Consider the following 20,720-nt stretch of genomic DNA (forward strand, 5'->3'; position numbering starts at 1 on the left):
CCGGCTGAGGAGGGCTACCAGGTGTCGGGCTTGGTGACGTCGTCGTCCTGGTAGAGGTCCTGGTCCTCGTGGCGCTGCCCGAGCCCGCGCTGGTTGTTGTCCTCGAGCCGCTCGCGCTTGGGGTCGGGCTCGTCCTTCGGCTTGTCCTCGGGCTTCTGCTGGGGCTCCGGCTGGGGCTGCTGCTGGTTCTGCTGCTGCTTGGCCTTGAGCCGCTCGTCGACCGCGCCCGCGTCGGCGCGCTGCTCGGCCCCGCGGCCGGCGTCGGTGGGGCAGTCGCCCGCGGCGAGCGCGTCGATGCCGGCCTGCCAGGCCTCGTCGGCGCGGGTGGCCGCCCCGGCCTCCTGGGCCTGGTCGCCGATCGCCTCGTAGGCGAGCGCCAGGTTGATCCGGACCGTGCACTCCTCGCGCTCGGGCACGTGGTCCAGCGCCGCGAGGTACGACGAGACGGCCGCCGGGTAGTTGCCCTCGGCGTGCCAGGAGGCGCCCTCGTCGAAGGGGGCGATCCAGGGCTCGAACCAGTTGAGCGAGCGGGTCCCCCCGAACTCCGCGGCCGCACCGTCGGTGTCGCCGCGCACGAAGGCGTCGCGCCCGGCGGCGTTGTCGTGGAGCATCAGGCCCACCTTGACGGCGTACGCCGCGACGAGGAGGGCGGGCAGCAGGCCGGCGAGCAGCAGCACCCGGCGCAGCCGGGCCCGCGGGTGCGGAGGACGTCCGGCGCTCATCGGCGGGCTCCCTTCGGCCGCGCGGGGAGCAGCGCGTCGCGCGAGGTCCACACCGCGCGCCAGCCGGCGCGCAGCTCGAGCAGCACCAGGCCGAGCAGCACCAGGGCGGCCAACCAGGTCAGGTCGTGCTTCGCGGGCCGCTCGTGGCCGCCCTGCCCGTCGGAGTACGACGCCGCGAACGACTTCGCCAGCGGCGCGAGGCCGCCCGGCGCGGTGCGGTGCTCGAACGGGACGTCGAGCTGGTCGGCGATCTTCTCGAGGTTGCCGAGGTCGGCACGGGAGATCGCGGTCTCGGCGGTCTCGGGGTCGCGCACGTAGCCCAGCGCGCCGTCGAGGTCGTCGGACTCGGGCATCGGGCCGCCCTCGGAGGTGCCGTAGCCGAGCACGGCGCCGCCGGCGACGAGGTCGCGGACGTCCTCGAACGACTGCGGGTCCTCGTCGGAGCCGGTGGTGTTCTCGCCGTCGCCGGCGTAGACCACGATCCGGCGCCGGTCGGGGCTCTGGTCCTCGGCCCGCTCGAGCACCGCGGTCAGCTCGGGCACCGGTCGGTCGGCGGCCGAGCCGGCGCCGTCCTTGGGGCCCTCGAGGTAGAGCGTCTCGACGGCGGCGTCGAAGGCGGTGGTGTCGGAGCTGAACGGCATCACCAGCCGGGTCTCGGCGCCGAACGCGAGCAGCCCGAAGCGGGCGCCGGGCAGTGCCTTGGCGAGCGCGGTGAGATCGGCCTGGACGCCGGTGATCCGCGGCGTGCGGCCGTCGTAGTCGAGGGCGGCCATCGAGCGGGTCCGGTCGACGACGACCAGCACGTCGAGGTCGGAGAGCTGCTCGCTCACCGACGTCTGGCCGACGTCGGGGCGCAGCAGCACGGCGACGAACGCCAGCGCGATCCCGACCCGCCGCAGGACGACGAGGACGCCGGCGGTCGCGGGGCTCACCGGGCACCTCCGCGCCGGTCGCGCAGGGCGAGCCCGCCCTGGACCGCCCACACCAGCGCCAGGCCGGCCAGGCCGATCCCGGCGAGCGTCGTCCCGAGCCGGGGCCGGTCGAAGACCTGCACCACGGGCGGACGGTCGATGGGCGTCGCCTCCAGGCTGTCGATCGCGCGGACCACGGCGCCGGCGCTGCTGTCGTCGCCGAGCAGCGAGAAGGTGCCCCCGGTTCTGGCCATCGCGGACCGGAACTCCCGGACGGCGGGCGGCCGGTCGGCGGTCCGCGGCGCGGCGATGCCGTGCACGACGACGTTCTCGTCGGCGGCGTACTGCGCGGCCTCGGGGACGCTGTAGATGCCCGTGCCGACCGGCTCGTTGTCGGAGGCGAGCACGATCGCGCGGGTCCGGTCCTCGTCGCGGCGGTCGAACCGCTGGACGCACGAGGCGAGGCCGTCGCCGAGCTGCGACTGGATGTCCCAGTCGACGACCGTGCCGGCGGTGAACACCGCGTAGTCGTCGCTGATCACGGTGCCGTCGCGGAACGCCTTCTCGGCCTCGTAGAGCTGGTCGACGACGTACTGGTAGTCGTCGGTGAGGGGGAAGATCGTGATGGCCGCACCGCTCCAGATCGTCAGCCCCACCCGCTCGCCCTGCAGGCCGTCGACGATCGTGCGGAACTCGCGCAGCACCTGGCGGTCGACCTCCGCCATCGACCCCGAAGCGTCGAGGCACAGCACGATGTCGCGGGTCCGGTCGGACTGGACGAGCGTCTGCCGCTCCTGGACCCGGCCGGCGACGACGATCGCCCCGCTCGCCGCGACCAGGGCGGCCAGGGTGAGGCACGCGCCCAGCGCGACCTGGCGCCGGACGAGCGTGCGGTAGCGGGGCAGGGCGCGCAGCCGGCCGGCATGGGCGACGTACGACGCGCTGCCGGCGGCAGGGCGCCGTCCGCGCCAGAGGGCCAGCCACACGACGAGCAGCACCACGACCGCGGCGGCGAGCGCCACCACGAGCCAGGGCCACTGGAAGCCGGTGTCCTCACGCGTCCACATCAGGCCGCGCTCCAGTCGGCCACGAGCCCGCGGGCCCGGACCACGGCGGTGTCGAACAGCTCGCGCGCGATCGCGTCGTCGGGGGCGAACTCCGGCGGGTAGACGAGCTCGATCACCGCGACCAGCTCGTGGGGCGCGCGGGCCCGGAAGTCGGCCAGCGCCATGGTCCGCGCCGGCAGCGTGGTCACCGCGGCGACGTAGGAGCGCACCACCTCGCTCAGCTGCTGGTGGCCCGCCCGCGGCTCCAGCTCGCCGGCGCGCACCCGGGCGTCGATCCGGTCGATCAGGTCGAGGTGGGTCCGGCGCACGTCAGGCACGTCGGCGGCCACGCGCTCCAGCCGCGGCACCCGCGGGCGTCGGGTGAGCCACCAGACGAGCAGGTAGTAGAGGACCACCGCGGCGCCGAGCGCGACCGCGATCCAGAGCCAGCGGTCGTCGTACGCGACGGGGCCGGTGAACTCGTCGGGGAGCTCAGCGGCGGCGAGCATGCCTGTGCCTCTCGAGCAGCCGGAACACGGCGGTGATCGCGTCGTCGTGGTCGCGGACCATCTCCTGGGCGATGCCGAGCTGGTCGAGCCGGCGCCGCAGCTTCTGGGCCTCGTCGTCGACCAGGGCGGCGTACTCGCGGCGCAGCCGCTCGTCGCGACGGAGCCAGCCGGGCACCTCGGAGCCGGCGTCGATGTCGACCAGGCGCCGGTCGGCGACGGCGGGCAGGGTCGGGTCGAGGTCGCCGAGGGTCACGAAGAGCACCTCGTGCTGGACGGTCAGCCGGCGCAGCAGCGCGATCGCGTCGTCGGCCAGCGCGGTCTCGTCGGTGACGACGACCAGGATCGTGCGGCGGCGCACGGTCCGCACGACGTGGCGCAGCAGCGTGGCCAGGTCGCCCGGCGGGCCGTCGGGCCGGATCGCGTCGTACGCCGAGCCGAGCAGCCGCTCGAGGTGGAGGTCGCCACCGCCGGGCCGCTCGGAGTGGCAGGACTCCGCGTTGCCGTGGACGAGCGCGACCAGGTCGCCGTGCTGGACGGCGAGGTGGCCCATCACGCCGGCCACCGTCACGGCGAGCTCGCGCTTGGCGACCGCGGCGTCGTTCATCGCCGCCATGCTGCGTCCGGTCGAGACGCAGAGGAGCACGGTGTGCTTGCGCTCGGCGACGTAGCGCTTGACCAGGAGCTGGCGGCTGCGGGCCGAGGCCTTCCAGTCGATGTCCTTGACGTCGTCGCCGCGCACGTACTCGCGCAGGTCGTTGAAGTCGATGCCGCGCCCGGCGTGGATGGCGGCGTACTCGCCCTCGAGCAGGCCGCGGACCTTGCGGTGCGCGTGGATCGCGAGCCGGCTGCGGATGCGGGTGAGGTGGGCCGTCATGCGGGACTCACGGGGTGGGGACCGCCCGGAACACCGCGTCGATGACGGTCTCCGGCCGGACCCGGTCGGCGAGCGCCTCGAAGCTGAGGTGGATCCGGTGGCGCAGGACGCTGTGGCGCAGCTCGCGGATGTCCTCGGGGATGACGTAGTGACGGCCCTGGACGACGGCCATGGCGCGCGCCGCCTGGAAGAACGCGATCGAGCCGCGCGGGCTCGCCCCGATCTCGACGTAGTTGCCGAGCTCGGCGCCGAGGACGCCGGTCACGTCGCGGGTCGCGCGGACCAGGGACACGACGTAGCGGCGGATCGCCGGGTCGACGTACACGCGGCGGACGAGCTCCTGGAGCTCGGCGACCTCGGCGGTGGTGACGACGGGCTCGACGTCGGTCATGTGCTGGCCGAGCGTGCCGTCGTCGATGCGCTCGAGGACCATCAGCTCGTCGTCCTCGGTGGGGTAGTCGACGACCTCCTTGAGCAGGAAGCGGTCCATCTGGGCGTGGGGGAGGACGTAGGTGCCCTCTTCCTCGATGGGGTTCTGGGTGGCCATCACCATGAACGGGTCGGGCAGCGGGTGCACGGTGCCGGCGATCGACGTCTGCCGCTCCTGCATCGCCTCGAGCAGTGCCGACTGGGTCTTGGCGCTGGCCCGGTTGATCTCGTCGAGGAGCACGATGTTGGCGTGGACCGGGCCGAGCTGGGTCTCGAACTCGTGCCGGCGCGGGTCGTAGACCTGGGTGCCGATGATGTCGGCGGGCAGCAGGTCGGGCGTGCACTGGATCCGGGTGAACCGGGCGCTCACCGCGTGGGCGAGCGTCGACGCGGCCAGCGTCTTGGCCAGGCCGGGGACGCTCTCGAGCAGGATGTGCCCCTCGGACAGCAGCGTCACCAGCAGCGCCGTGCGGACCCGGCGCTGGCCGACGACCCGGCTGGAGAACGACGCGGAGACCTTCTCGATCGCCTCAGAGGCCCGGGTCAGCTCGGCCGCCGTGAGGGGCGTGCTCGGGTCGTCGGGCGTGCGCCGGACGGCGGTCGCAGGGGTCATGCCGCCGAATCTACCCAGGAGGGCCGCGTTCACCCCTCGGTGAGCAGCCGGGCCCTCAGCTCGTCGTCGCGGCGCAGCCGGACCAGGTCGCGCTCGCGCCGCTCGGCGATGATCGCGCCGAGCACCATCTCGGCGGGCGCGCCCGGCGGCGGGGCGGGCGCGACATAGGGGAGGACGTCGGAGAGCAGCAGGCGGCCGATCCGCTCGCGCGAGACCGGGTCGAGGGTGCCGAGCCGGCCGAGGTACTGGCGCACCGCCAGCGCGGTGCCGGTGGGCAGCGTGGCGAGGTCGGTGCTGCGCGCCCACGCCGCGAGCTGCGGCGGCATCGGCGGAGGGGGAGGCAGCCGCAGCGGCACCCGCTCCCGGACGACGTACGTGCCGGCGGCGTAGTCGCCCAGCCGCTTGCCGCGGGTGCTGAGCATGATCGAGAAGAACGCCGGAACCCCCGAGAACGCGTAGATCTCGACGAACCCGATGAGCGCGCGCACCAGCGCGTGCTGGAAGCTGATCGGTCCGCCGTCGTCGCGGACGGTGCGCAGGCCCAGCGCGAGCTTGCCGATCGTGCGCCCGCGGGTGAACGTCTCGAGCGCCGTCGGCAGGGCGAGGAACACGAGCACCGACGTCAGCACGATCGCGAAGCCCACGGCCGCCGCGTCGTTGGTCAGCACCGCGGCGATGACGAGCAGAAGGTAGGCGACGACGAACGTCACCATCGTGACCACCACGTCGATCAGCCCGCTCGCCATCCGCAGCCCCAGCGACGCGGCCGGGAGGTCGAGCGCGACGCCCTCGCCGGTGACGAGGTCATCGGCGGTGACGGTGGCGAAGTCGGCGGCGGGCATCGGTGGCAGCCTGCCACACGGGCGCGCGCCCCGTACGCTGTGCGCGTGCCGCGGATCGATCTCGACGCCTACGTCGCTGCCAACGCGCGCTCGTGGGTGCGGCTCGAGGAGCTCGTCAAGCAGCGCCGGCGCACCGGGGCCGAGGCGGACGAGCTCGTCGACCGCTACCAGCAGGTCGCGACCCACCTGTCCGTCGTACGGACGTCGGCGCCGGACGGCGAGCTCGTCGCGCACCTGTCCTCGCTGCTCGGCCGGGCCCGGATCTCGATGCTCGCCGCCCGGGTCCCGAGCTGGCGCGGGGTGGCCCGGTTCTTCACCGAGCAGTTCCCCGCCGCGCTCTACCGCCTGCGCTGGTGGTGGCTCGGCTGCCTGGCCGGCAACGTCCTCGTCACCGGGATCATGATGATCTGGCTCGCCCAGCACCCGGCCGTCGAGCAGAACCTGCTCTCGCCCGAGCAGGTCGACCAGCTCGTCAACAACGACTTCGAGAGCTACTACAGCGAGAACGCCGCCGGCGCCTTCGCCGCCCACGTCTGGCTCAACAACGCCTGGGTGAGCGCCCTGTGCATCGCCCTCGGCATCCTCGGCCTGCCCGTGCTCTGGCTGCTCTTCCAGAACGTCGCCAACCTCGCCATCGTCGGCTCGATCATGGTCCGCCACGACCGCGGCGACCTGTTCTGGGGCCTGATCCTCCCGCACGGCCTGCTCGAGCTCACCTGCGTCTTCGTCGCCGGCGGCATCGGTCTGCGGCTGTTCTGGTCCTGGATCGAGCCCGGCGCCCTCTCCCGCGCCGCCGCCCTGGCCCGCGCCGGCCGGACCGCCGTCACCGTCGCCCTCGGCCTCGCCGTGGTGCTCGCGATCAGTGGTGTGATCGAGGCCTTCGTGACGCCGTCCCCCCTGCCGACGTGGGCCCGGATCGCGATCGGCGTCCTCGCCGAGGTGGTCTTCCTCGCCTACGTCTTCGTGGTCGGCCGCGCCGCGGCCTCCCGCGGCGAGACCGGCGACGTCTCCGCCACCCTGCTCGAGGACCGCGCCGCCACGCAGGCCTGACCTCCTGCCGAAGTGCGCGGGTTGCGGGCACGAAGTACGCCGCTTGCGGGTCCGAAGTACGCCGGTGCGGCGGCATCCGCCGCACCTCGACCCCGCAACCTCCCCACTTCGCGCCCGCAACCCGGGCACTTCGTGGGGTCAGAGCAGTCCCTGTGCCTTGAGGGCGAGGTAGTGGTCGGCGAGGGCCGGGGGGAGGGTGTCGGCGTCGGTGTCCACGACGTCGACGCCGAGGCGCTGGAGGACCTCGCGCATCCGGTCGCGGCGGTGCAGCTCCTGGGCGGCCGCCGCGGCGTCGTACGCCGTGTCGGCGGTCGGCACGACGTCCGGGTCGGCGGCGGCCTCGGCGAGGCGGGTGAGCTCGGGGTCGCGGACCGAGGCGAGGACGACGCGGTGGTGCCGGGTGAGGGCGGGCAACACGGGGAGGAGACCGTCGGCGATGGCGGAGGGCTCCAGCGCCGTCAGCAGGACGACGAGCGCGCGCTGCCGCCCGAAGCCCTGGACCGCGCCGGCCAGGACGTCCCAGTCGGCCTCGACCAGGGTGGGGTCGAGGTCGGCCATCTGCTCCTGGAGCCGGGCCGCGACGTCGCGGACGCCGTGCAGGCGCTGGCGGGCGCGGACCCGGCGGTCGCCGGCGGCGAAGTCGATCCGGTCGCCGGCGCGCGAGGCGAGGGCGCCGAGGAGGAGGGCGGCGTCCATGGCGGCGTCGAGGCGGGGCATGCCGTCGGTCTCGTCCTCGCCGGCCACCCGGGCGACCCGACCGGCCGAGGTGCGCGACGTGTCGAGCACCAGGACGACGCGGCGGTCGCGCTCCGGCTGCCAGGTCCGGACGACGACGTGCGACTGCCGGGCCGACGCCCGCCAGTCGATCGAGCGGACGTCGTCCCCGCGGACGTACTCGCGCAGCGAGTCGAACTCGGTGCCCTGCCCCCGCACCCGGACAGCGGCCCGCCCGTCGAGCTCGCGCAGCCGGGCGAGGCGGGAGGGCAGGTGCTTGCGGGAGTCGAAGGGGGGCAGCGCCCGCACCGACCCCGGGACGGCGTACGTGCGCTGGCGGGCGACGAGCCCGAGCGGCCCCCAGGAGCGCACCGTGACGCCGGCCGCGCGCAGGTCGCCGCGGCGACGGGGGAGCAGCGGGGTGGTGACCCGGCGCTGGTCGCCGCCGCGCAGGTGCAGCCGGAACCGGTTGCTGCCGGCGCCGGCCGAGGGCTGCCAGGCGTCGCGGACCTGGAGGTGGACCCGGCGCGGGCCGGGGTTGGCGACGACGAGCACGGAGGCGGCGGGATCGCCGAGACGCACCGTGCCGGGCGGGCGCCGGCTCAGCCCGATGGTGCCCGGGGACGGCGTGAGCAGCAGGTCGAGCCCGGCCAGGAGGAGTACGCCCAGCAGCCAGAGCAGCACCGTGCTCCCCGAGGGGCGCAGCACGACCGCCGCCACCCCGAGGAGGAGCAGCAGCGGTACCCGGCCGGAGATCGTCATCGGTCGTGGCGCCTCAGCGGGGGACGGGCACGGAGGCGACCGCCGACGCGAGCACCTGGGCGACGTCGACGCCCTCGAGCTCGGCCTCCGGGCGGACGCCGAGCCGGTGGGCCAGCGTCGCCTGGGTGAGCGCCTTGACGTCGTCGGGGGTCACGAAGTCGCGGCCCGAGAGCCAGGCCCAGGCGCGGGCGGCGCGGAGCAGGGCGGTCGCGCCGCGGGGGCTGACGCCCAGCGAGAGGGACGGCGACTGGCGGGTCGCGCGGGCGATGTCGACGATGTAGCCGGCCACCTCGGGCGACACCTGGACCCCGCGCACGGCGACCTGCCCGGCCTCGATGTCCGCCCCGGCCGCGACGGCCCGGACCCCGGCGCCCGCGACGTCGCGGGGGTCGAAGCCGCCGGCGTGCCGGGTCAGGATCGTGATCTCGTCGTCGCGCGGCGGGACCGGGAGCACGACCTTGAGCAGGAACCGGTCGAGCTGGGCCTCGGGCAGGGGATAGGTGCCCTCGAACTCGACGGGGTTCTGGGTGGCGGCGACGAGGAACGGGCGGGGGAGCGGGCGGGTCACGCCGTCGGCGGAGACCTGGCCCTCCTCCATCGCCTCGAGCAGCGCGGACTGGGTCTTGGGGGGCGTCCGGTTGATCTCGTCGGCGAGCAGCAGGTTGGTGAAGATCGGCCCCTCGCGGAAGCTCAGCTCACCGACCCGTCCGGCCGCGGAGTCGATGACGAGCGAGCCGGTGATGTCGCCGGGCATCAGGTCGGGGGTGAACTGAACCCGCCGGGTCTGCACGTCGAGGCTCGCGGCCAGGGTGCGCACGAGGAGCGTCTTGGCGGTGCCGGGCACGCCCTCCATGAGCACGTGGCCGCCGCAGAGCAGGGCGACGAGCAGGCCGGAGACGGCAGCCTCCTGGCCGACGACGGCCTTGGCGACCTCGTCGCGGACGGCGAGCAGCCGCGCGCGAGCCTGGGGGTCGACGGCTCCGTAGTGGGCGGTCTGGGTCATGCGCGTCGTACCTCTCTCCTCAGTCGGGCCAGGTCCTGGGCGAGCCGGACCAGCTCCTGGTCGTTCGCCGGGGGTGGTCGGTCGTCGTCGAGCAGCGCGGCGACGCTCTCGACGGGCGCGCCGAGGTGGCGCGCGGTGGCCTCGACGACGGCCGCCGGCGCGGCCCGCCGGTCGAGCCGCAGCAGGCCGGCCAGGTCGGTGCGCGCGGCGCGGCGCAGGGCGTGCGCGGCGTGGGCGCGGTCGCCGCTGCGGCGATACATCCGGCCGCGGCTGCGGGTGGTCTCGACGGCCCGGACGACGACCGGCAGCGGCTCGGTCGACAGCGGGCCGAGCCGGCGGAAGCGCCACAGGACGAGCCCGATCCCGGCCAGGAGGACGGTCCACAGCGCCGGCACGAGCCAGTCGGGCAGCAGCGAGCCGAGGGTGACCGCGTCGCCTGGTGCGGCGTCCGCGGGGTCGGGGACGTACCAGACGAGCTGCTGGTCGTGGCCGAGCAGGCGCAGCGCGATGGCGGCGTTGTCGGCCCGGGTGATCTGGTCGTTGGTCAGTGCCTGCGCGGCGCCGAGGAGCACGAGCTCGCCGTCGTCGTCACGCACCGTGCGCAGCACCGGGCCGAGCTCGCGGGTGAAGCAGCCCGTGCCGTTGTAGGCCGTGGCGCCGTCGACCTCGAGCCGCAGACCGGCCAGATCGATCCCGGTGAGCGGTCCGCAGTCGGCCTCGATCGCGTGCCCGGTGCCGGGCCGGACCGGCAGCGTGGTGAGGTCGGCGTCGATCTCCTGCACCAGCGCGTACGACGGCTCGACCAGCACCACGCGCGCCGGACCCACGTGCCGGCGCAGCCGCTCGAGCGTGCTTCGGGTGAGCCCGTCGGTCGCGGTGACCACGACCGTGGCCCGGCGCCGGACGTCGGTGTCGTCGAGCGCGTCCGCGGAGCGCACGATCGTGACCTCGACGCCCTGGTCGGCGAGCACCTTCGCGAGCGCCTGGGCGCCGTCGGGGCTGGGGTTGCGCGGGTCGGCCAGGCCGGGGAACTCCTCGCTGTCGCGGGAGAGCCAGGCGCCGACCACGAGCGCGAGGACGACGGCCACGGTGACGGCGACCCAGGCGGGCGGCCGGCGCCGGCGGGCACCCGCGGCCGGGGGAGCGAGGGTGGGGGCGGGCGCGCTCATCGCCGCACCGACCGTCCGCCGAGCGCGTCGTCGAGCGCGAGCAGGTCGCGGGTCTGGTCGGCACTCGCCGGCCGCTCGCCGTAGAGCACCTCGTCGAAGAGATCGGCTCCGCGCAGCACTGCTCCGCGGCGCTCGGGGAAGACGCTGCCCAGCGCGGCGGCGAGCTCGTGGGCGGTGGCCTGGGGGAGGTCGTCGATCCGGCCCCGCTCGACCTGGCGGACCGCGACCGCGCGGAAGGCGTCGACCAGTGCGGCGGCGGTGTCCCCGGCGGCGAGCGCCGCCTCGGCACGGGCGCGCAGCGCGTCGGCGCTGATCGCCTCGTCGCCCAGCGCGGGGCGGGCCTCGGCCGTGCCCCGGGCGGTCGCCTTGGCCCGGCTGACCAGGAAGGCGACGGCGCCCGCGATCGCGAGCACCACGACCGTCGCGACGATGACCATCACCGGCGAGGAGCCGGAGGCGGCGCCGACGGTGTCGTCGACCAACCGCCCGAGCCAGCGGTCGAGCCGGTCGAGCAGGTCGGTGTCGTGGTACTCGGGACGGGCCAGCTCGCGGCGCAGCTCACCGCGCGCCTCGTCGCCGCTCGGGTCGAGCGGTGGGTCGAGGCGCGACCCGACGAGGGTCAGCGCGGTGGCCGGCAGGATCATGCGGGGACGATCCCCGCCTCACGCATGAGCTCCACGTCGAAGGCCTCCTTGCGCATGCGCAGGTCGACGTACTGGACGGAGGCGACGGTGGCCTGGAAGGGCGCGGCGAAGGCATTGCTGACCAGCAGCGCGACCGCCTGGGTGAGGACCAGGAAGAGCGTGGTGTACTCGGGGACCGCCAGCGCGCCGAGGTTGCCGATCAGGCTGAACGGCGTGGAGAGCAGGCTGCCGGCGAAGTTGGCGATGATCACGGTGAGCAGCGCGATGCCGAACGTGCGCCAGAACTGCCGGGCGGTCAGCGTCCATCCCCGCCCCAGCGCGCCGAAGACGCCGACCGGCTCGAGCATGAGCGCCGGGACGGGCAGGTAGTAGAGGCGGATCCACAGCCAGGCGCACAGGGCGAGCACGGCCGGGACCGTGACCAGACCCCAGAGCACGATGGGCAGCGGGTCCTGGGTCACGAGCACCACCACGACCCACAGGCCGACGTAGATGACCAGGAGCGCCGTGAGGGCGCCGTTGAGCAGCAGGGTCAGCCCGAGCAGCCGCCAGCGCTTGCCGTGGGTCGCGGCCCACGCCTCGCCGAGGCTGAGCCGGCGCCCGACCGCCGCGGCCCGGGTCACGTGGGCGATCATCCCCGTCACGAACACCACCCCGATCTGGGCGAGGAACATCGAGGCGAGCAGCGAGCCGTACGCCGCGAGCGCGCCCAGGGCGTCGCCGAGGGTGGCGTCGGCGGGCAGCTCACCGGAGCTGTCGACCGCGAGCCCCGCGGTGAAGGTGAGGACGGTGGTCACCACCACCGGGATCAGCATCGCCACGGCGGTCACCATCACCGCCGCGCCGACCGTCGCCTTCGGGTTGAACCGGATGATCCGGAAGGCGCCGTCGTACATGTTGCCGAGGGTGAGCGGCCGCAGCGGCAGCGCGCCGGGCTTGTGCGCGGCCCCGAGCATGAGGCCCGGTCGCGGTGCCTGTCCCGGCCCCGGGCCAGGACCGTACGCCGCCCAGCCGGGCGGCGGCAGGGGAGGAGCCCCCGGCGTACCCGGCGTGCCCGGCGGAGGCGGCGCACCGGGCGGCGCGAAGCCTCCTCGCGCGGGTTCCTGCGGGGGCGGGGCGCCCGGCGGCGGGAACTGCGGGGAGGCGCCGTCGGTCATCGTTCTCCTCGGGTCGGACGGGTCTGGCTCGGGGGTGCGCCCATCCTTGCATCCCGCCCTCGGGGACGAACCGCGTTGGCAATTTGGTGGCCGCCCGGAACTCTGCCAAGATGTTCCGGTTGCTCCGACGTGTCGTCGGGGTGCGCGCTAGACCTTGACTACTGAATCGTGTCTCCCCCGCGGAGCGTTCGGGTTCGCCCGGATCCGCGCCGCGGCGAGCGTGCTCGGTCGTCGATGTTCCAGTCGCACCGCACGCCACCGGATCTCTCTCGAGAGGCCGGCGGTGAGACCCGAAGCAGCCGAGAACAACAGCTCCACTTCCCCTCCAGGGAGACGTGTGTGCCCACTACCAAGTGCGACACGCCCGACCTCGGGGGTCGGAGCTGAAGGACCCAGAGTCGTACGACGAGTAAGGACGAGAGAGACCTATGGCGGGACAGAAGATCCGCATCAGGCTCAAGGCCTATGACCACGAGGTGATCGACACCTCGGCGCGCAAGATCGTTGACACGGTCACCCGTACGGGCGCGAAGGTCGCTGGCCCGGTGCCGCTGCCGACGGAGAAGAACGTTTTCTGTGTCATTCGCTCGCCGCACAAGTACAAGGACTCGCGCGAGCACTTCGAGATGCGTACGCACAAGCGTCTCATCGACATCATCGACCCCACGCCGAAGACGGTCGACAGCCTCATGCGTCTCGACCTGCCGGCCGGTGTCGACATCGAGATCAAGCTCTGAGGTTCGAGACATGACTATTGAGCGCAACGTGAAGGGCCTGCTGGGCACCAAGCTCGGCATGACCCAGCTCTGGGACGAGAACAACCGGGTCATCCCGGTGACCGTGGTCGCCGCGGGCACCAACGTGGTCACCCAGGTCCGCCAGCCCCAGCCGGACGGCTACAACGCCATCCAGATCGGCTACGGCGAGATCGAGGGCCGCAAGGTCAACAAGCCGCAGGCGGGCCACTTCGCCAAGGCCGGCACCACGCCGCGCCGGCACGTGGTCGAGATCCGCACCGCGGACGCCTCCGAGTACACCGTCGGCCAGGAGCTGCCCGTCGACACGTTCGAGGCCGGCCAGGCCATCGACGTGACCGGCACCAGCAAGGGCAAGGGCTTCGCCGGTGTCATGAAGCGGCACGGCTTCGCGGGCGTCAGCGCCTCGCACGGTGCCCACCGCAACCACCGCAAGCCGGGCTCGATCGGCGCCTGCGCCACGCCGGGTCGCGTGTTCAAGGGTCTGCGCATGGCCGGCCGCATGGGTACCGACACCGTCACCACCCAGAACGTCACCGTCCACGCCGTCGACGTCGAGAAGGGCATCGTCCTGATCAAGGGCGCCGTCCCCGGCCCCAAGGGCGGCCTCGTCGTTCTCCGCACGGCTGCGAAGAAGGGCTGAGCACCATGGCCAAGACCGTTTCCGTCGACCTGCCCGCCGAGATCTTCGGCGTCGAGGTCAACATCCCGCTGATCCACCAGGTCGTCGTCGCCCAGCAGGCCGCGGCGCGCCAGGGCACCCACGCCACCAAGCGTCGCGGCGAGGTCCGCGGCGGTGGCAAGAAGCCCTACAAGCAGAAGGGCACCGGCCGCGCCCGCCAGGGCTCGACCCGCGCGCCGCAGTTCGCCGGCGGTGGCATCGTCCACGGCCCGCAGCCGCGTGACTACAGCCAGCGCACCCCCAAGAAGATGAAGGCTGCCGCCCTGCGCGCCGCCCTCTCCGACCGGGCGCGCAACGAGCGGATCCACGTCGTCGAGGCCCTCGTGGCCGGCGACAAGCCCTCGACCAAGGCCGCGCTCGCCTCGCTCTTCGAGCTGACCCCCCGCCGCAAGTTCCTCGTCGTGCTCGAGCGCGCCGACAGCCTCACCTGGCTCTCGCTGCGCAACGCGCCCGAGGTCCACATCGTGGCGGTCGACCAGCTCAACACCCGCGACGTCCTCGTGAGCGACGACGTGGTGTTCAGCAAGGCCGCGTTCGACCGCCTCGTCGGTGGCAACGCCGAGGAGGAGAACTGATGAGCACCCTGCACAAGGACCACCGCGACGTCCTGATCGCGCCGGTGGTGTCCGAGAAGAGCTACAGCCTTCTCGACAACAACAAGTACACGTTCCTGGTGCGCCCCGACGCCAACAAGACCGAGATCAAGATCGCGGTCGAGAAGGTGTTCGGCGTCAAGGTCACCTCGGTCAACACCCTCAACCGCCCGGGCAAGGTCCGCCGGACCAAGCACGGCATGGGCAAGCGCAAGGACACCAAGCGCGCCATCGTGAGCCTGGCTGAGGGTCACCGCATCGACATCTTCGGAGGTCCGGTCTCCTGACCGGGCTAGGTAGAGGAATCTGACATGGCTATCCGCAAGTACAAGCCGACCACCCCGGGCCGTCGTGGCTCCTCGGTGGCCGACTTCGCCGAGATCACCCGCACCACGCCGGAGAAGTCGCTGACCCGCCCGCTGCCCAAGAAGGGCGGCCGCAACAACCAGGGCCGGATCACGACCCGGCACCACGGTGGCGGTCACAAGCGTGCCTACCGCGTCATCGACTTCCGTCGCTACGACAAGGACGGCGTGCCGGCCAAGGTCGCGCACATCGAGTACGACCCCAACCGCACCGCGCGCATCGCGCTGCTGCACTACGCCGACGGCGAGAAGCGCTACATCGTGGCGCCGAAGGACCTGACGCAGGGCATGCGGGTCGAGTCCGGCGTGGGCGCCGACATCAAGCCCGGCAACAACCTGCCGCTGCGCAACATCCCCGTCGGTACGACGATCCACTGCGTGGAGCTTCGTCCGGGCGGCGGCGCCAAGCTGGCCCGCTCGGCCGGCAACAGCGCCCAGCTGGTCGCCCGCGAGGGCTCCCGCGCGACGCTGCGCCTGCCCTCGGGCGAGATGCGCTACGTCGACGTGCGCTGCCGCGCGACGGTCGGCGAGGTCGGCAACGCCGAGCAGTCGAACATCAACTGGGGCAAGGCCGGCCGCATGCGCTGGAAGGGCAAGCGCCCGACCGTCCGTGGTGTCGTCATGAACCCGGTCGACCACCCGCACGGTGGTGGCGAGGGCAAGACCTCCGGTGGTCGCCACCCGGTCTCGCCGTGGGGCAAGCCCGAGGGCCGCACGCGCAAGCGCAAGGCCAGCGACTCCCAGATCATCCGACGCCGCAAGTCCGGCAAGAACAAGCGCTGAAGGAACTGAGAGATGCCTCGCAGCCTGAAGAAGGGCCCCTTCGTCGACGGCCACCTTCTCAAGAAGGTGGACGCCGAGAACGACAAGGGCAGCCACAACGTCATCAAGACCTGGTCGCGCCGGTCCATGATCATCCCCTCGATGATCGGCCACACGATCGCGGTCCACGACGGGCGCAAGCACGTGCCGGTCTTCATCTCCGACTCCATGGTCGGCCACAAGCTCGGTGAGTTCGCGCCGACCCGCACCTACCGCGGTCACGTCAAGGAAGACCGGAAGGGACGCCGTCGATGAGCACCACTGAGCGCAACCGCGTCAGCGCGCGGCGCGAGTCGGTCCTGGGCGACGAGCCCGGCGCCTTCGCGACCGCCCGCTTCGTGCGGATCACCCCGATGAAGGCGCGCCGCGTCATCGACCTGGTCCGCGGCCTGCCCGCCGACGAGGCGCTGACCCTGCTGCAGTTCGCGCCGCAGTCGGCCTCCGAGACCGTCGCCAAGGTGCTGCAGAGCGCCGTCGCGAACGCCACGACGACCGAGGGCCTGCCCGCGGGCGACCTGGTCGTCTCGGTCGCGCGGGTCGACGAGGGTCCGACGATGAAGCGTTGGCGTCCCCGTGCGCAGGGCCGGGCCACCCGGATCAACAAGCGCACGAGCCACATCACCATCGCGGTCCAGCCGGCTGAGGTCGTCGCGAAGAAGGGCAAGAAGTAATGGGTCAGAAGATCAACCCGAACGGCTTCCGCCTCGGCATCTCCACCGACCACAAGTCGCGTTGGTACGCCGACAAGCTGTACAAGTCCTACGTCGGCGAGGACGTCGCGATCCGCAAGCTGCTCAGCAAGGGCATGGAGCGGGCCGGCATCGCCAAGGTCGAGATCGAGCGCACCCGGGACCGGGTCCGCGTCGACATCCACACCGCGCGTCCGGGCATCGTCATCGGCCGCCGTGGCGCCGAGGCCGACCGCATCCGCGGTGAGCTCGAGAAGCTCACGGGCAAGCAGGTCCAGCTGAACATCCTCGAGGTCAAGAACCCCGAGATCGACGCGCAGCTGGTCGCCCAGGGCGTGGCCGAGCAGCTGTCGGGCCGGGTGCAGTTCCGCCGCGCGATGCGCAAGGCCATGCAGACCTCGATGCGGTCCGGTGCCAAGGGCATCCGGATCCAGTGCTCCGGCCGCCTCAACGGCGCCGAGATGTCGCGCACCGAGTTCTACCGCGAGGGTCGCGTCCCGCTGCACACGCTGCGTGCCGACATCGACTACGGCTTCTACGAGGCCCGCACGACCTTCGGCCGCATCGGCGTGAAGGTCTGGATCTACAAGGGCGAGGTCGCCGGCACCCGTGCCGAGCGCCAGGCCCAGGCTGCTGCCCGCGCCGGTGTCCCCGGCCGCGGCGGTCGCCCCAGCCGTGGTGGCGACCGGCCGACCCGTGGGTCGCGCGGCGACCGCCCGAACCGCTCGGACCGCAACGCCGACGCCCCCGCCTCGGCGGAGGCCGTCGAGGCTGCGCCGGCCGCCGAGCCGACCACCGGAACGGAGTCCTGACCCATGTTGATGCCGCGTCGCGTCAAGCACCGCAAGCAGCACCACCCGAAGCGTCGGGGTGCGGCCAAGGGCGGTACGTCGCTGGCGTTCGGTGACTTCGGTATCCAGGCGGTCGAGGGTCACTACGTGACCAACCGCCAGATCGAGTCGGCCCGTATCGCCATGACCCGCCACATCAAGCGTGGCGGCAAGGTCTGGATCAACATCTACCCGGACCGTCCCCTCACCAAGAAGCCCGCCGAGACCCGCATGGGTTCCGGTAAGGGCTCCCCGGAGTGGTGGGTCGCCAACGTCAAGCCCGGCCGCGTCATGTTCGAGCTGTCCGGTGTGCCGGAGGACGTCGCCCGCGAGGCGATGCGCCGCGCCATCCACAAGCTCCCCATGAAGTGCCGTTTCATCACGCGAGAGGCTGGTGAGTTCTGATGGCGAACCTGATCCACGCCCACGAGCTGGACGAGCTCAACGACACCGACCTCGAGGCCAAGCTGCGCGAGGCCAAGGAGGAGCTGTTCAACCTGCGCTTCCAGGCGGCCACCGGCCAGCTGGAGAGCCACGGTCGGCTCCGCACGGTCAAGAAGGACATCGCCCGGATCTACACCGTGGTGCGTGAGCGCGAGCTCGGCATCCGGACCGCCCCGGGTACCGAGGAGGAGAACTGATGAGCGAGTCCGCCGAGACGACTCAGCGCAACGCCCGCAAGACCCGCGAGGGCCTCGTGGTCAGCGACAAGATGGACAAGACCGTGGTCGTGTCCGTCGAGGACCGCGTCAAGCACGCTCTGTACGGCAAGGTCCTGCGCCGCAACACGCGGCTCAAGGCCCACGACGAGCAGAACGACTGCGGCGTCGGCGACCGTGTCCTCATCATGGAGACCCGCCCGCTGTCGGCGACCAAGCGCTGGCGCGTGGTCGAGATCCTCGAGCGCGCGAAGTAAATCCGTTCGGCCAGGCTCAGGTCCCTGTTGAGGGTCTGAGAACCGGCACGACAACCAGGAGAAATCGATGATTCAGCAGGAGTCGCGACTCAAGGTCGCCGACAACACCGGTGCCAAGGAGATCCTTTGCATCCGGGTGCTCGGCGGCTCCGGTCGTCGCTACGCCGGCATCGGCGACGTCATCGTCGCCACCGTCAAGGACGCCATCCCCGGCGGCAACGTCAAGAAGGGCGACGTCGTCAAGGCGGTCGTCGTGCGCACCGTCAAGGAGCGCCGCCGGCCCGACGGCTCGTACATCCGCTTCGACGAGAACGCGGCGGTGATCCTCAAGAACGACGGCGAGCCCCGTGGCACCCGCATCTTCGGCCCCGTGGGTCGCGAGCTGCGGGAGAAGAAGTTCATGAAGATCATCTCGCTCGCGCCGGAGGTGCTGTGATGGCTACCCGCAAGAAGTCCGAGCAGGTGCGCAAGAAGCCCAACCTGCGCGTCAAGAAGGGCGACACCGTCAAGGTCATCGCCGGCAAGGACAAGGGCGCCGAGGGCAAGATCATCAAGGTCCTCCGTGAGGAGGAGCGCGTGATCGTCGAGGGTGTCAACCGGATCAAGAAGCACACCAAGGTCGTCGACCAGGGTGGGCGCTCCGGCAACACCGGCGGCATCATCACCACCGAGGCCCCGATCCACGTGTCCAACGTGATGCTGGTCGAGGGCGACGGCGTGACCAAGATCGGCTACAAGCGGGTCGACGTCACCAAGCGCCGCCCCGACGGCTCGGAGTACCCGTCGACGCGCAGCGTCCGTATCTCCCGCAAGACCGGGAAGGAGATCTGAGATGAGCGAGACCACCATCGAGAAGGTCACCCCTCGGCTCAAGACCAAGTACCGCGAGGAGATCCTCCCGGCGCTCAAGTCCGAGTTCGAGATCGCCAACGTCATGCAGGTCCCCGGTCTGACCAAGATCGTGGTCAACATGGGTGTCGGCGAGGCTGCCCGCGACTCGAAGCTGATCGAGGGCGCGATCCGCGACCTCACCGCGATCACCGGCCAGAAGCCGGCCGTGACCAAGGCCCGCAAGTCGATCGCCCAGTTCAAGCTCCGTGAGGGCATGCCGATCGGCACGCACGTCACGCTGCGCGGCGACCGCATGTGGGAGTTCCTCGACCGTCTGCTGTCGCTGGCGCTCCCGCGCATCCGCGACTTCCGGGGCCTCTCGCCCAAGCAGTTCGACGGCCGCGGCAACTACACCTTCGGTCTGACCGAGCAGGTCATGTTCCACGAGATCGACCAGGACAAGGTCGACCGCCAGCGGGGCATGGACATCACCATCGTCACCACGGCGACCAACGACGAGCAGGGGCGCGCGCTGCTGAAGCAGCTCGGCTTCCCGTTCAAGGAGAACTGACATGGCGAAGACTGCGCTCAAGGTCAAGGCCGCCCGCAAGCCGAAGTTCGCGGTGCGCGGCTACACCCGCTGCCAGCGCTGCGGCCGCCCCAAGGCCGTCTACCGCAAGTTCGGCCTGTGCCGGATCTGCCTGCGGGAGATGGCCCACCGTGGTGAGCTGCCCGGCGTCACCAAGTCGAGCTGGTAACCCCAACACGTAGAAGGTCGCACCGCCGACGCGCGGCGCGAAACCACTTCGAGAAAGAACACACATCATGACGATGACTGACCCGATCGCAGACATGCTCACGCGTCTGCGCAACGCCAACCAGGCGTACCACGACGCGGTGACCATGCCGTACAGCAAGCTCAAGGAAGGCGTCGCGGAGATCCTCAAGCAGGAGGGGTACATCACCTCCTTCGGGGTCGCCGACAACGAGAACGGCGTCGGCCAGCTGCTGACGATCACGCTCAAGTACGGCCGCAACCGCGAGCGCTCGATCGCCGGCGTCCGCCGCATCAGCAAGCCCGGTCTGCGGGTGTACGCCAAGCACACCGGCCTGCCCAAGGTCCTCGGTGGCCTGGGCGTCGCGATCATCTCGACGAGCCAGGGTCTGCTGACCGACCGCCAGGCCAACCAGAAGGGCGTGGGTGGGGAAGTCCTCGCCTACGTCTGGTGACAAGGGAAGGAGAGAGAAGAACATGTCGCGCATCGGCAAGCTCCCCGTCCCGGTCCCGGCTGGGGTAGACATCCAGATCAACGGCGCCGACGTCACGGTGAAGGGTCCCAAGGGCACCCTGAGCCACACCGTCGCTGCTCCGATCACCGTCGAGAAGGGCGAGGGCGTCCTGGACGTCAAGCGCCCCGACGACGAGCGCCAGTCCAAGGCGCTTCACGGCCTGTCCCGCACCCTGATCAACAACATGGTCGTGGGCGTGACCGAGGGCTACGAGAAGAAGCTCGAGATCGTGGGCGTGGGCTACCGCGTCCTGTCCAAGGGCCCGACCCAGCTGGAGTTCCAGCTCGGCTACTCGCACCCGATCATCTTCGACGCCCCCGAGGGCATCACCTTCGCGGTGGAGGGCCCGACCAAGCTCGGCGTCGTCGGCATCGACAAGCAGCTGGTCGGCGAGGTCGCCGCCAACATCCGCAAGCTCCGCAAGCCCGAGCCGTACAAGGGCAAGGGCGTCCGGTACTCCGGCGAGCACGTCCGTCGCAAGGTCGGAAAGGCTGGTAAGTGA

General features: G+C 72.0%; 30 protein-coding genes. 18 read left to right on the forward strand and 12 right to left on the reverse strand.

The window, feature by feature from the left end; translation table 11 throughout:
- Positions 1-14: 14 nt before the first annotated feature.
- From BM223_RS04985 to BM223_RS05015, 7 genes are read right to left on the reverse strand one after another with little or no spacing between them, the layout of a single operon-like run.
- Positions 15-722, reverse strand: coding sequence for a hypothetical protein (locus BM223_RS04985; RefSeq protein WP_052138952.1), 708 nt, complete (start codon positions 720-722; stop codon positions 15-17).
- On the reverse strand, positions 719-1,654 hold the full coding sequence (locus tag BM223_RS04990) for a vWA domain-containing protein (RefSeq protein ID WP_052138951.1): 936 nt from the start codon (positions 1,652-1,654) through the stop codon (positions 719-721). Before BM223_RS04990 ends, BM223_RS04985 begins: the two co-directional genes overlap by 4 nt.
- Positions 1,651-2,700 (reverse strand): vWA domain-containing protein, encoded by a 1,050-nt coding sequence (locus tag BM223_RS04995; RefSeq protein ID WP_052138950.1) that lies wholly within the window; start codon positions 2,698-2,700, stop codon positions 1,651-1,653. Before BM223_RS04995 ends, BM223_RS04990 begins: the two co-directional genes overlap by 4 nt.
- Positions 2,700-3,188, reverse strand: coding sequence for a hypothetical protein (locus BM223_RS05000; protein WP_038681155.1), 489 nt, complete (start codon positions 3,186-3,188; stop codon positions 2,700-2,702). Before BM223_RS05000 ends, BM223_RS04995 begins: the two co-directional genes overlap by 1 nt.
- On the reverse strand, positions 3,172-4,062 hold the full coding sequence (locus tag BM223_RS05005; RefSeq protein ID WP_038681153.1) for a DUF58 domain-containing protein: 891 nt from the start codon (positions 4,060-4,062) through the stop codon (positions 3,172-3,174). Before BM223_RS05005 ends, BM223_RS05000 begins: the two co-directional genes overlap by 17 nt.
- Positions 4,063-4,069: 7 nt before the next feature.
- The gene (locus tag BM223_RS05010; protein WP_038681151.1) at positions 4,070-5,104 is read right to left on the reverse strand and encodes an AAA family ATPase; all 1,035 of its coding nucleotides are present in this window, start codon (positions 5,102-5,104) and stop codon (positions 4,070-4,072) included.
- A 29-nt stretch (positions 5,105-5,133) separates the two neighbouring features.
- Positions 5,134-5,946: an RDD family protein gene (locus BM223_RS05015; RefSeq protein WP_038681149.1), complete on the reverse strand. Its 813-nt coding sequence runs from the start codon at positions 5,944-5,946 to the stop codon at positions 5,134-5,136.
- 45 nt (positions 5,947-5,991) lie between these two features.
- Here BM223_RS05015 and BM223_RS05020 point away from each other — a divergent pair, with 45 nt between their 5' ends.
- Positions 5,992-6,996 (forward strand): stage II sporulation protein M, encoded by a 1,005-nt coding sequence (locus tag BM223_RS05020; RefSeq protein WP_235318995.1) that lies wholly within the window; start codon positions 5,992-5,994, stop codon positions 6,994-6,996.
- A 138-nt stretch (positions 6,997-7,134) separates the two neighbouring features.
- On the opposite strand, the gene BM223_RS05025 is transcribed toward BM223_RS05020, so the two are convergent.
- Genes BM223_RS05025 through BM223_RS05045 form a run of 5 tightly spaced genes read right to left on the reverse strand, consistent with a single transcriptional unit; the run spans position 7,135 to position 12,244 of the window.
- Positions 7,135-8,472, reverse strand: coding sequence for a DUF58 domain-containing protein (locus BM223_RS05025; protein ID WP_038681147.1), 1,338 nt, complete (start codon positions 8,470-8,472; stop codon positions 7,135-7,137).
- A gap of 13 nt (positions 8,473-8,485) precedes the next feature.
- The gene (locus BM223_RS05030; protein WP_038681145.1) at positions 8,486-9,475 is read right to left on the reverse strand and encodes an AAA family ATPase; all 990 of its coding nucleotides are present in this window, start codon (positions 9,473-9,475) and stop codon (positions 8,486-8,488) included.
- Positions 9,472-10,644: a DUF4350 domain-containing protein gene (locus BM223_RS05035; protein WP_038681143.1), complete on the reverse strand. Its 1,173-nt coding sequence runs from the start codon at positions 10,642-10,644 to the stop codon at positions 9,472-9,474. The genes BM223_RS05030 and BM223_RS05035 overlap by 4 nt, the downstream gene beginning before the upstream one ends.
- The gene (locus tag BM223_RS05040; RefSeq protein WP_052138949.1) at positions 10,641-11,288 is read right to left on the reverse strand and encodes a DUF4129 domain-containing protein; all 648 of its coding nucleotides are present in this window, start codon (positions 11,286-11,288) and stop codon (positions 10,641-10,643) included. The genes BM223_RS05035 and BM223_RS05040 overlap by 4 nt, the downstream gene beginning before the upstream one ends.
- A complete protein-coding gene (locus BM223_RS05045; RefSeq protein ID WP_038681141.1) occupies positions 11,285-12,244 on the reverse strand; it encodes a hypothetical protein in 960 nt (319 codons plus the stop codon). The genes BM223_RS05040 and BM223_RS05045 overlap by 4 nt, the downstream gene beginning before the upstream one ends.
- Positions 12,245-12,873: 629 nt before the next feature.
- Between BM223_RS05045 and rpsJ the strand changes: the two genes are divergently transcribed.
- The 17 genes from rpsJ to rplF all read left to right on the forward strand — a co-directional run bounded on the left by rpsJ (position 12,874) and on the right by rplF (position 20,720).
- Positions 12,874-13,182: a 30S ribosomal protein S10 gene (gene rpsJ, locus BM223_RS05050; RefSeq protein WP_007078637.1), complete on the forward strand. Its 309-nt coding sequence runs from the start codon at positions 12,874-12,876 to the stop codon at positions 13,180-13,182.
- A 10-nt stretch (positions 13,183-13,192) separates the two neighbouring features.
- Positions 13,193-13,843 carry a 50S ribosomal protein L3 gene (gene rplC / locus BM223_RS05055; RefSeq protein WP_038681137.1) on the forward strand — a complete coding sequence of 217 codons (651 nt, stop codon included), beginning with the start codon at positions 13,193-13,195 and terminating at the stop codon, positions 13,841-13,843.
- 5 nt (positions 13,844-13,848) lie between these two features.
- Positions 13,849-14,457: a 50S ribosomal protein L4 gene (gene rplD / locus BM223_RS05060; RefSeq protein ID WP_038681135.1), complete on the forward strand. Its 609-nt coding sequence runs from the start codon at positions 13,849-13,851 to the stop codon at positions 14,455-14,457.
- The gene (gene rplW, locus BM223_RS05065) at positions 14,457-14,762 is read left to right on the forward strand and encodes a 50S ribosomal protein L23 (protein ID WP_038681133.1); all 306 of its coding nucleotides are present in this window, start codon (positions 14,457-14,459) and stop codon (positions 14,760-14,762) included. Before rplD ends, rplW begins: the two co-directional genes overlap by 1 nt.
- Before the next feature lie 24 nt (positions 14,763-14,786).
- A complete protein-coding gene (gene rplB, locus BM223_RS05070) occupies positions 14,787-15,623 on the forward strand; it encodes a 50S ribosomal protein L2 (RefSeq protein ID WP_038681132.1) in 837 nt (278 codons plus the stop codon).
- Positions 15,624-15,635: 12 nt separating this feature from the next.
- Positions 15,636-15,917, forward strand: a complete 282-nt coding sequence (gene rpsS, locus BM223_RS05075) for a 30S ribosomal protein S19 (protein ID WP_038681130.1) — start codon at positions 15,636-15,638, stop codon at positions 15,915-15,917.
- A complete protein-coding gene (rplV, locus tag BM223_RS05080; RefSeq protein ID WP_075018467.1) occupies positions 15,914-16,333 on the forward strand; it encodes a 50S ribosomal protein L22 in 420 nt (139 codons plus the stop codon). Before rpsS ends, rplV begins: the two co-directional genes overlap by 4 nt.
- Positions 16,333-17,163: a 30S ribosomal protein S3 gene (rpsC, locus tag BM223_RS05085; RefSeq protein ID WP_038681128.1), complete on the forward strand. Its 831-nt coding sequence runs from the start codon at positions 16,333-16,335 to the stop codon at positions 17,161-17,163. Before rplV ends, rpsC begins: the two co-directional genes overlap by 1 nt.
- A gap of 3 nt (positions 17,164-17,166) precedes the next feature.
- On the forward strand, positions 17,167-17,586 hold the full coding sequence (gene rplP / locus BM223_RS05090) for a 50S ribosomal protein L16 (protein ID WP_038681126.1): 420 nt from the start codon (positions 17,167-17,169) through the stop codon (positions 17,584-17,586).
- Complete coding sequence (rpmC, locus tag BM223_RS05095; RefSeq protein ID WP_038681124.1) at positions 17,586-17,822, forward strand: 50S ribosomal protein L29; 237 nt, start codon at positions 17,586-17,588, stop codon at positions 17,820-17,822. The genes rplP and rpmC overlap by 1 nt, the downstream gene beginning before the upstream one ends.
- On the forward strand, positions 17,822-18,097 hold the full coding sequence (gene rpsQ, locus BM223_RS05100) for a 30S ribosomal protein S17 (protein ID WP_038681122.1): 276 nt from the start codon (positions 17,822-17,824) through the stop codon (positions 18,095-18,097). Before rpmC ends, rpsQ begins: the two co-directional genes overlap by 1 nt.
- Before the next feature lie 67 nt (positions 18,098-18,164).
- Complete coding sequence (gene rplN / locus BM223_RS05105) at positions 18,165-18,533, forward strand: 50S ribosomal protein L14 (protein WP_011757324.1); 369 nt, start codon at positions 18,165-18,167, stop codon at positions 18,531-18,533.
- Positions 18,533-18,928 (forward strand): 50S ribosomal protein L24, encoded by a 396-nt coding sequence (gene rplX, locus BM223_RS05110; protein ID WP_038681120.1) that lies wholly within the window; start codon positions 18,533-18,535, stop codon positions 18,926-18,928. The genes rplN and rplX overlap by 1 nt, the downstream gene beginning before the upstream one ends.
- A 1-nt stretch (position 18,929) precedes the next feature.
- On the forward strand, positions 18,930-19,499 hold the full coding sequence (gene rplE, locus BM223_RS05115) for a 50S ribosomal protein L5 (RefSeq protein WP_038681118.1): 570 nt from the start codon (positions 18,930-18,932) through the stop codon (positions 19,497-19,499).
- Between the two features lies 1 nt (position 19,500).
- A complete protein-coding gene (locus BM223_RS05120) occupies positions 19,501-19,686 on the forward strand; it encodes a type Z 30S ribosomal protein S14 (protein WP_011757321.1) in 186 nt (61 codons plus the stop codon).
- A 67-nt stretch (positions 19,687-19,753) separates the two neighbouring features.
- Positions 19,754-20,158 (forward strand): 30S ribosomal protein S8, encoded by a 405-nt coding sequence (gene rpsH, locus BM223_RS05125; RefSeq protein WP_038681116.1) that lies wholly within the window; start codon positions 19,754-19,756, stop codon positions 20,156-20,158.
- Positions 20,159-20,180: 22 nt separating this feature from the next.
- The gene (gene rplF, locus BM223_RS05130; RefSeq protein WP_038681115.1) at positions 20,181-20,720 is read left to right on the forward strand and encodes a 50S ribosomal protein L6; all 540 of its coding nucleotides are present in this window, start codon (positions 20,181-20,183) and stop codon (positions 20,718-20,720) included.

Source organism: Pimelobacter simplex (assembly GCF_900114845.1).
Taxonomy (GTDB): domain Bacteria; phylum Actinomycetota; class Actinomycetes; order Propionibacteriales; family Nocardioidaceae; genus Nocardioides; species Nocardioides simplex.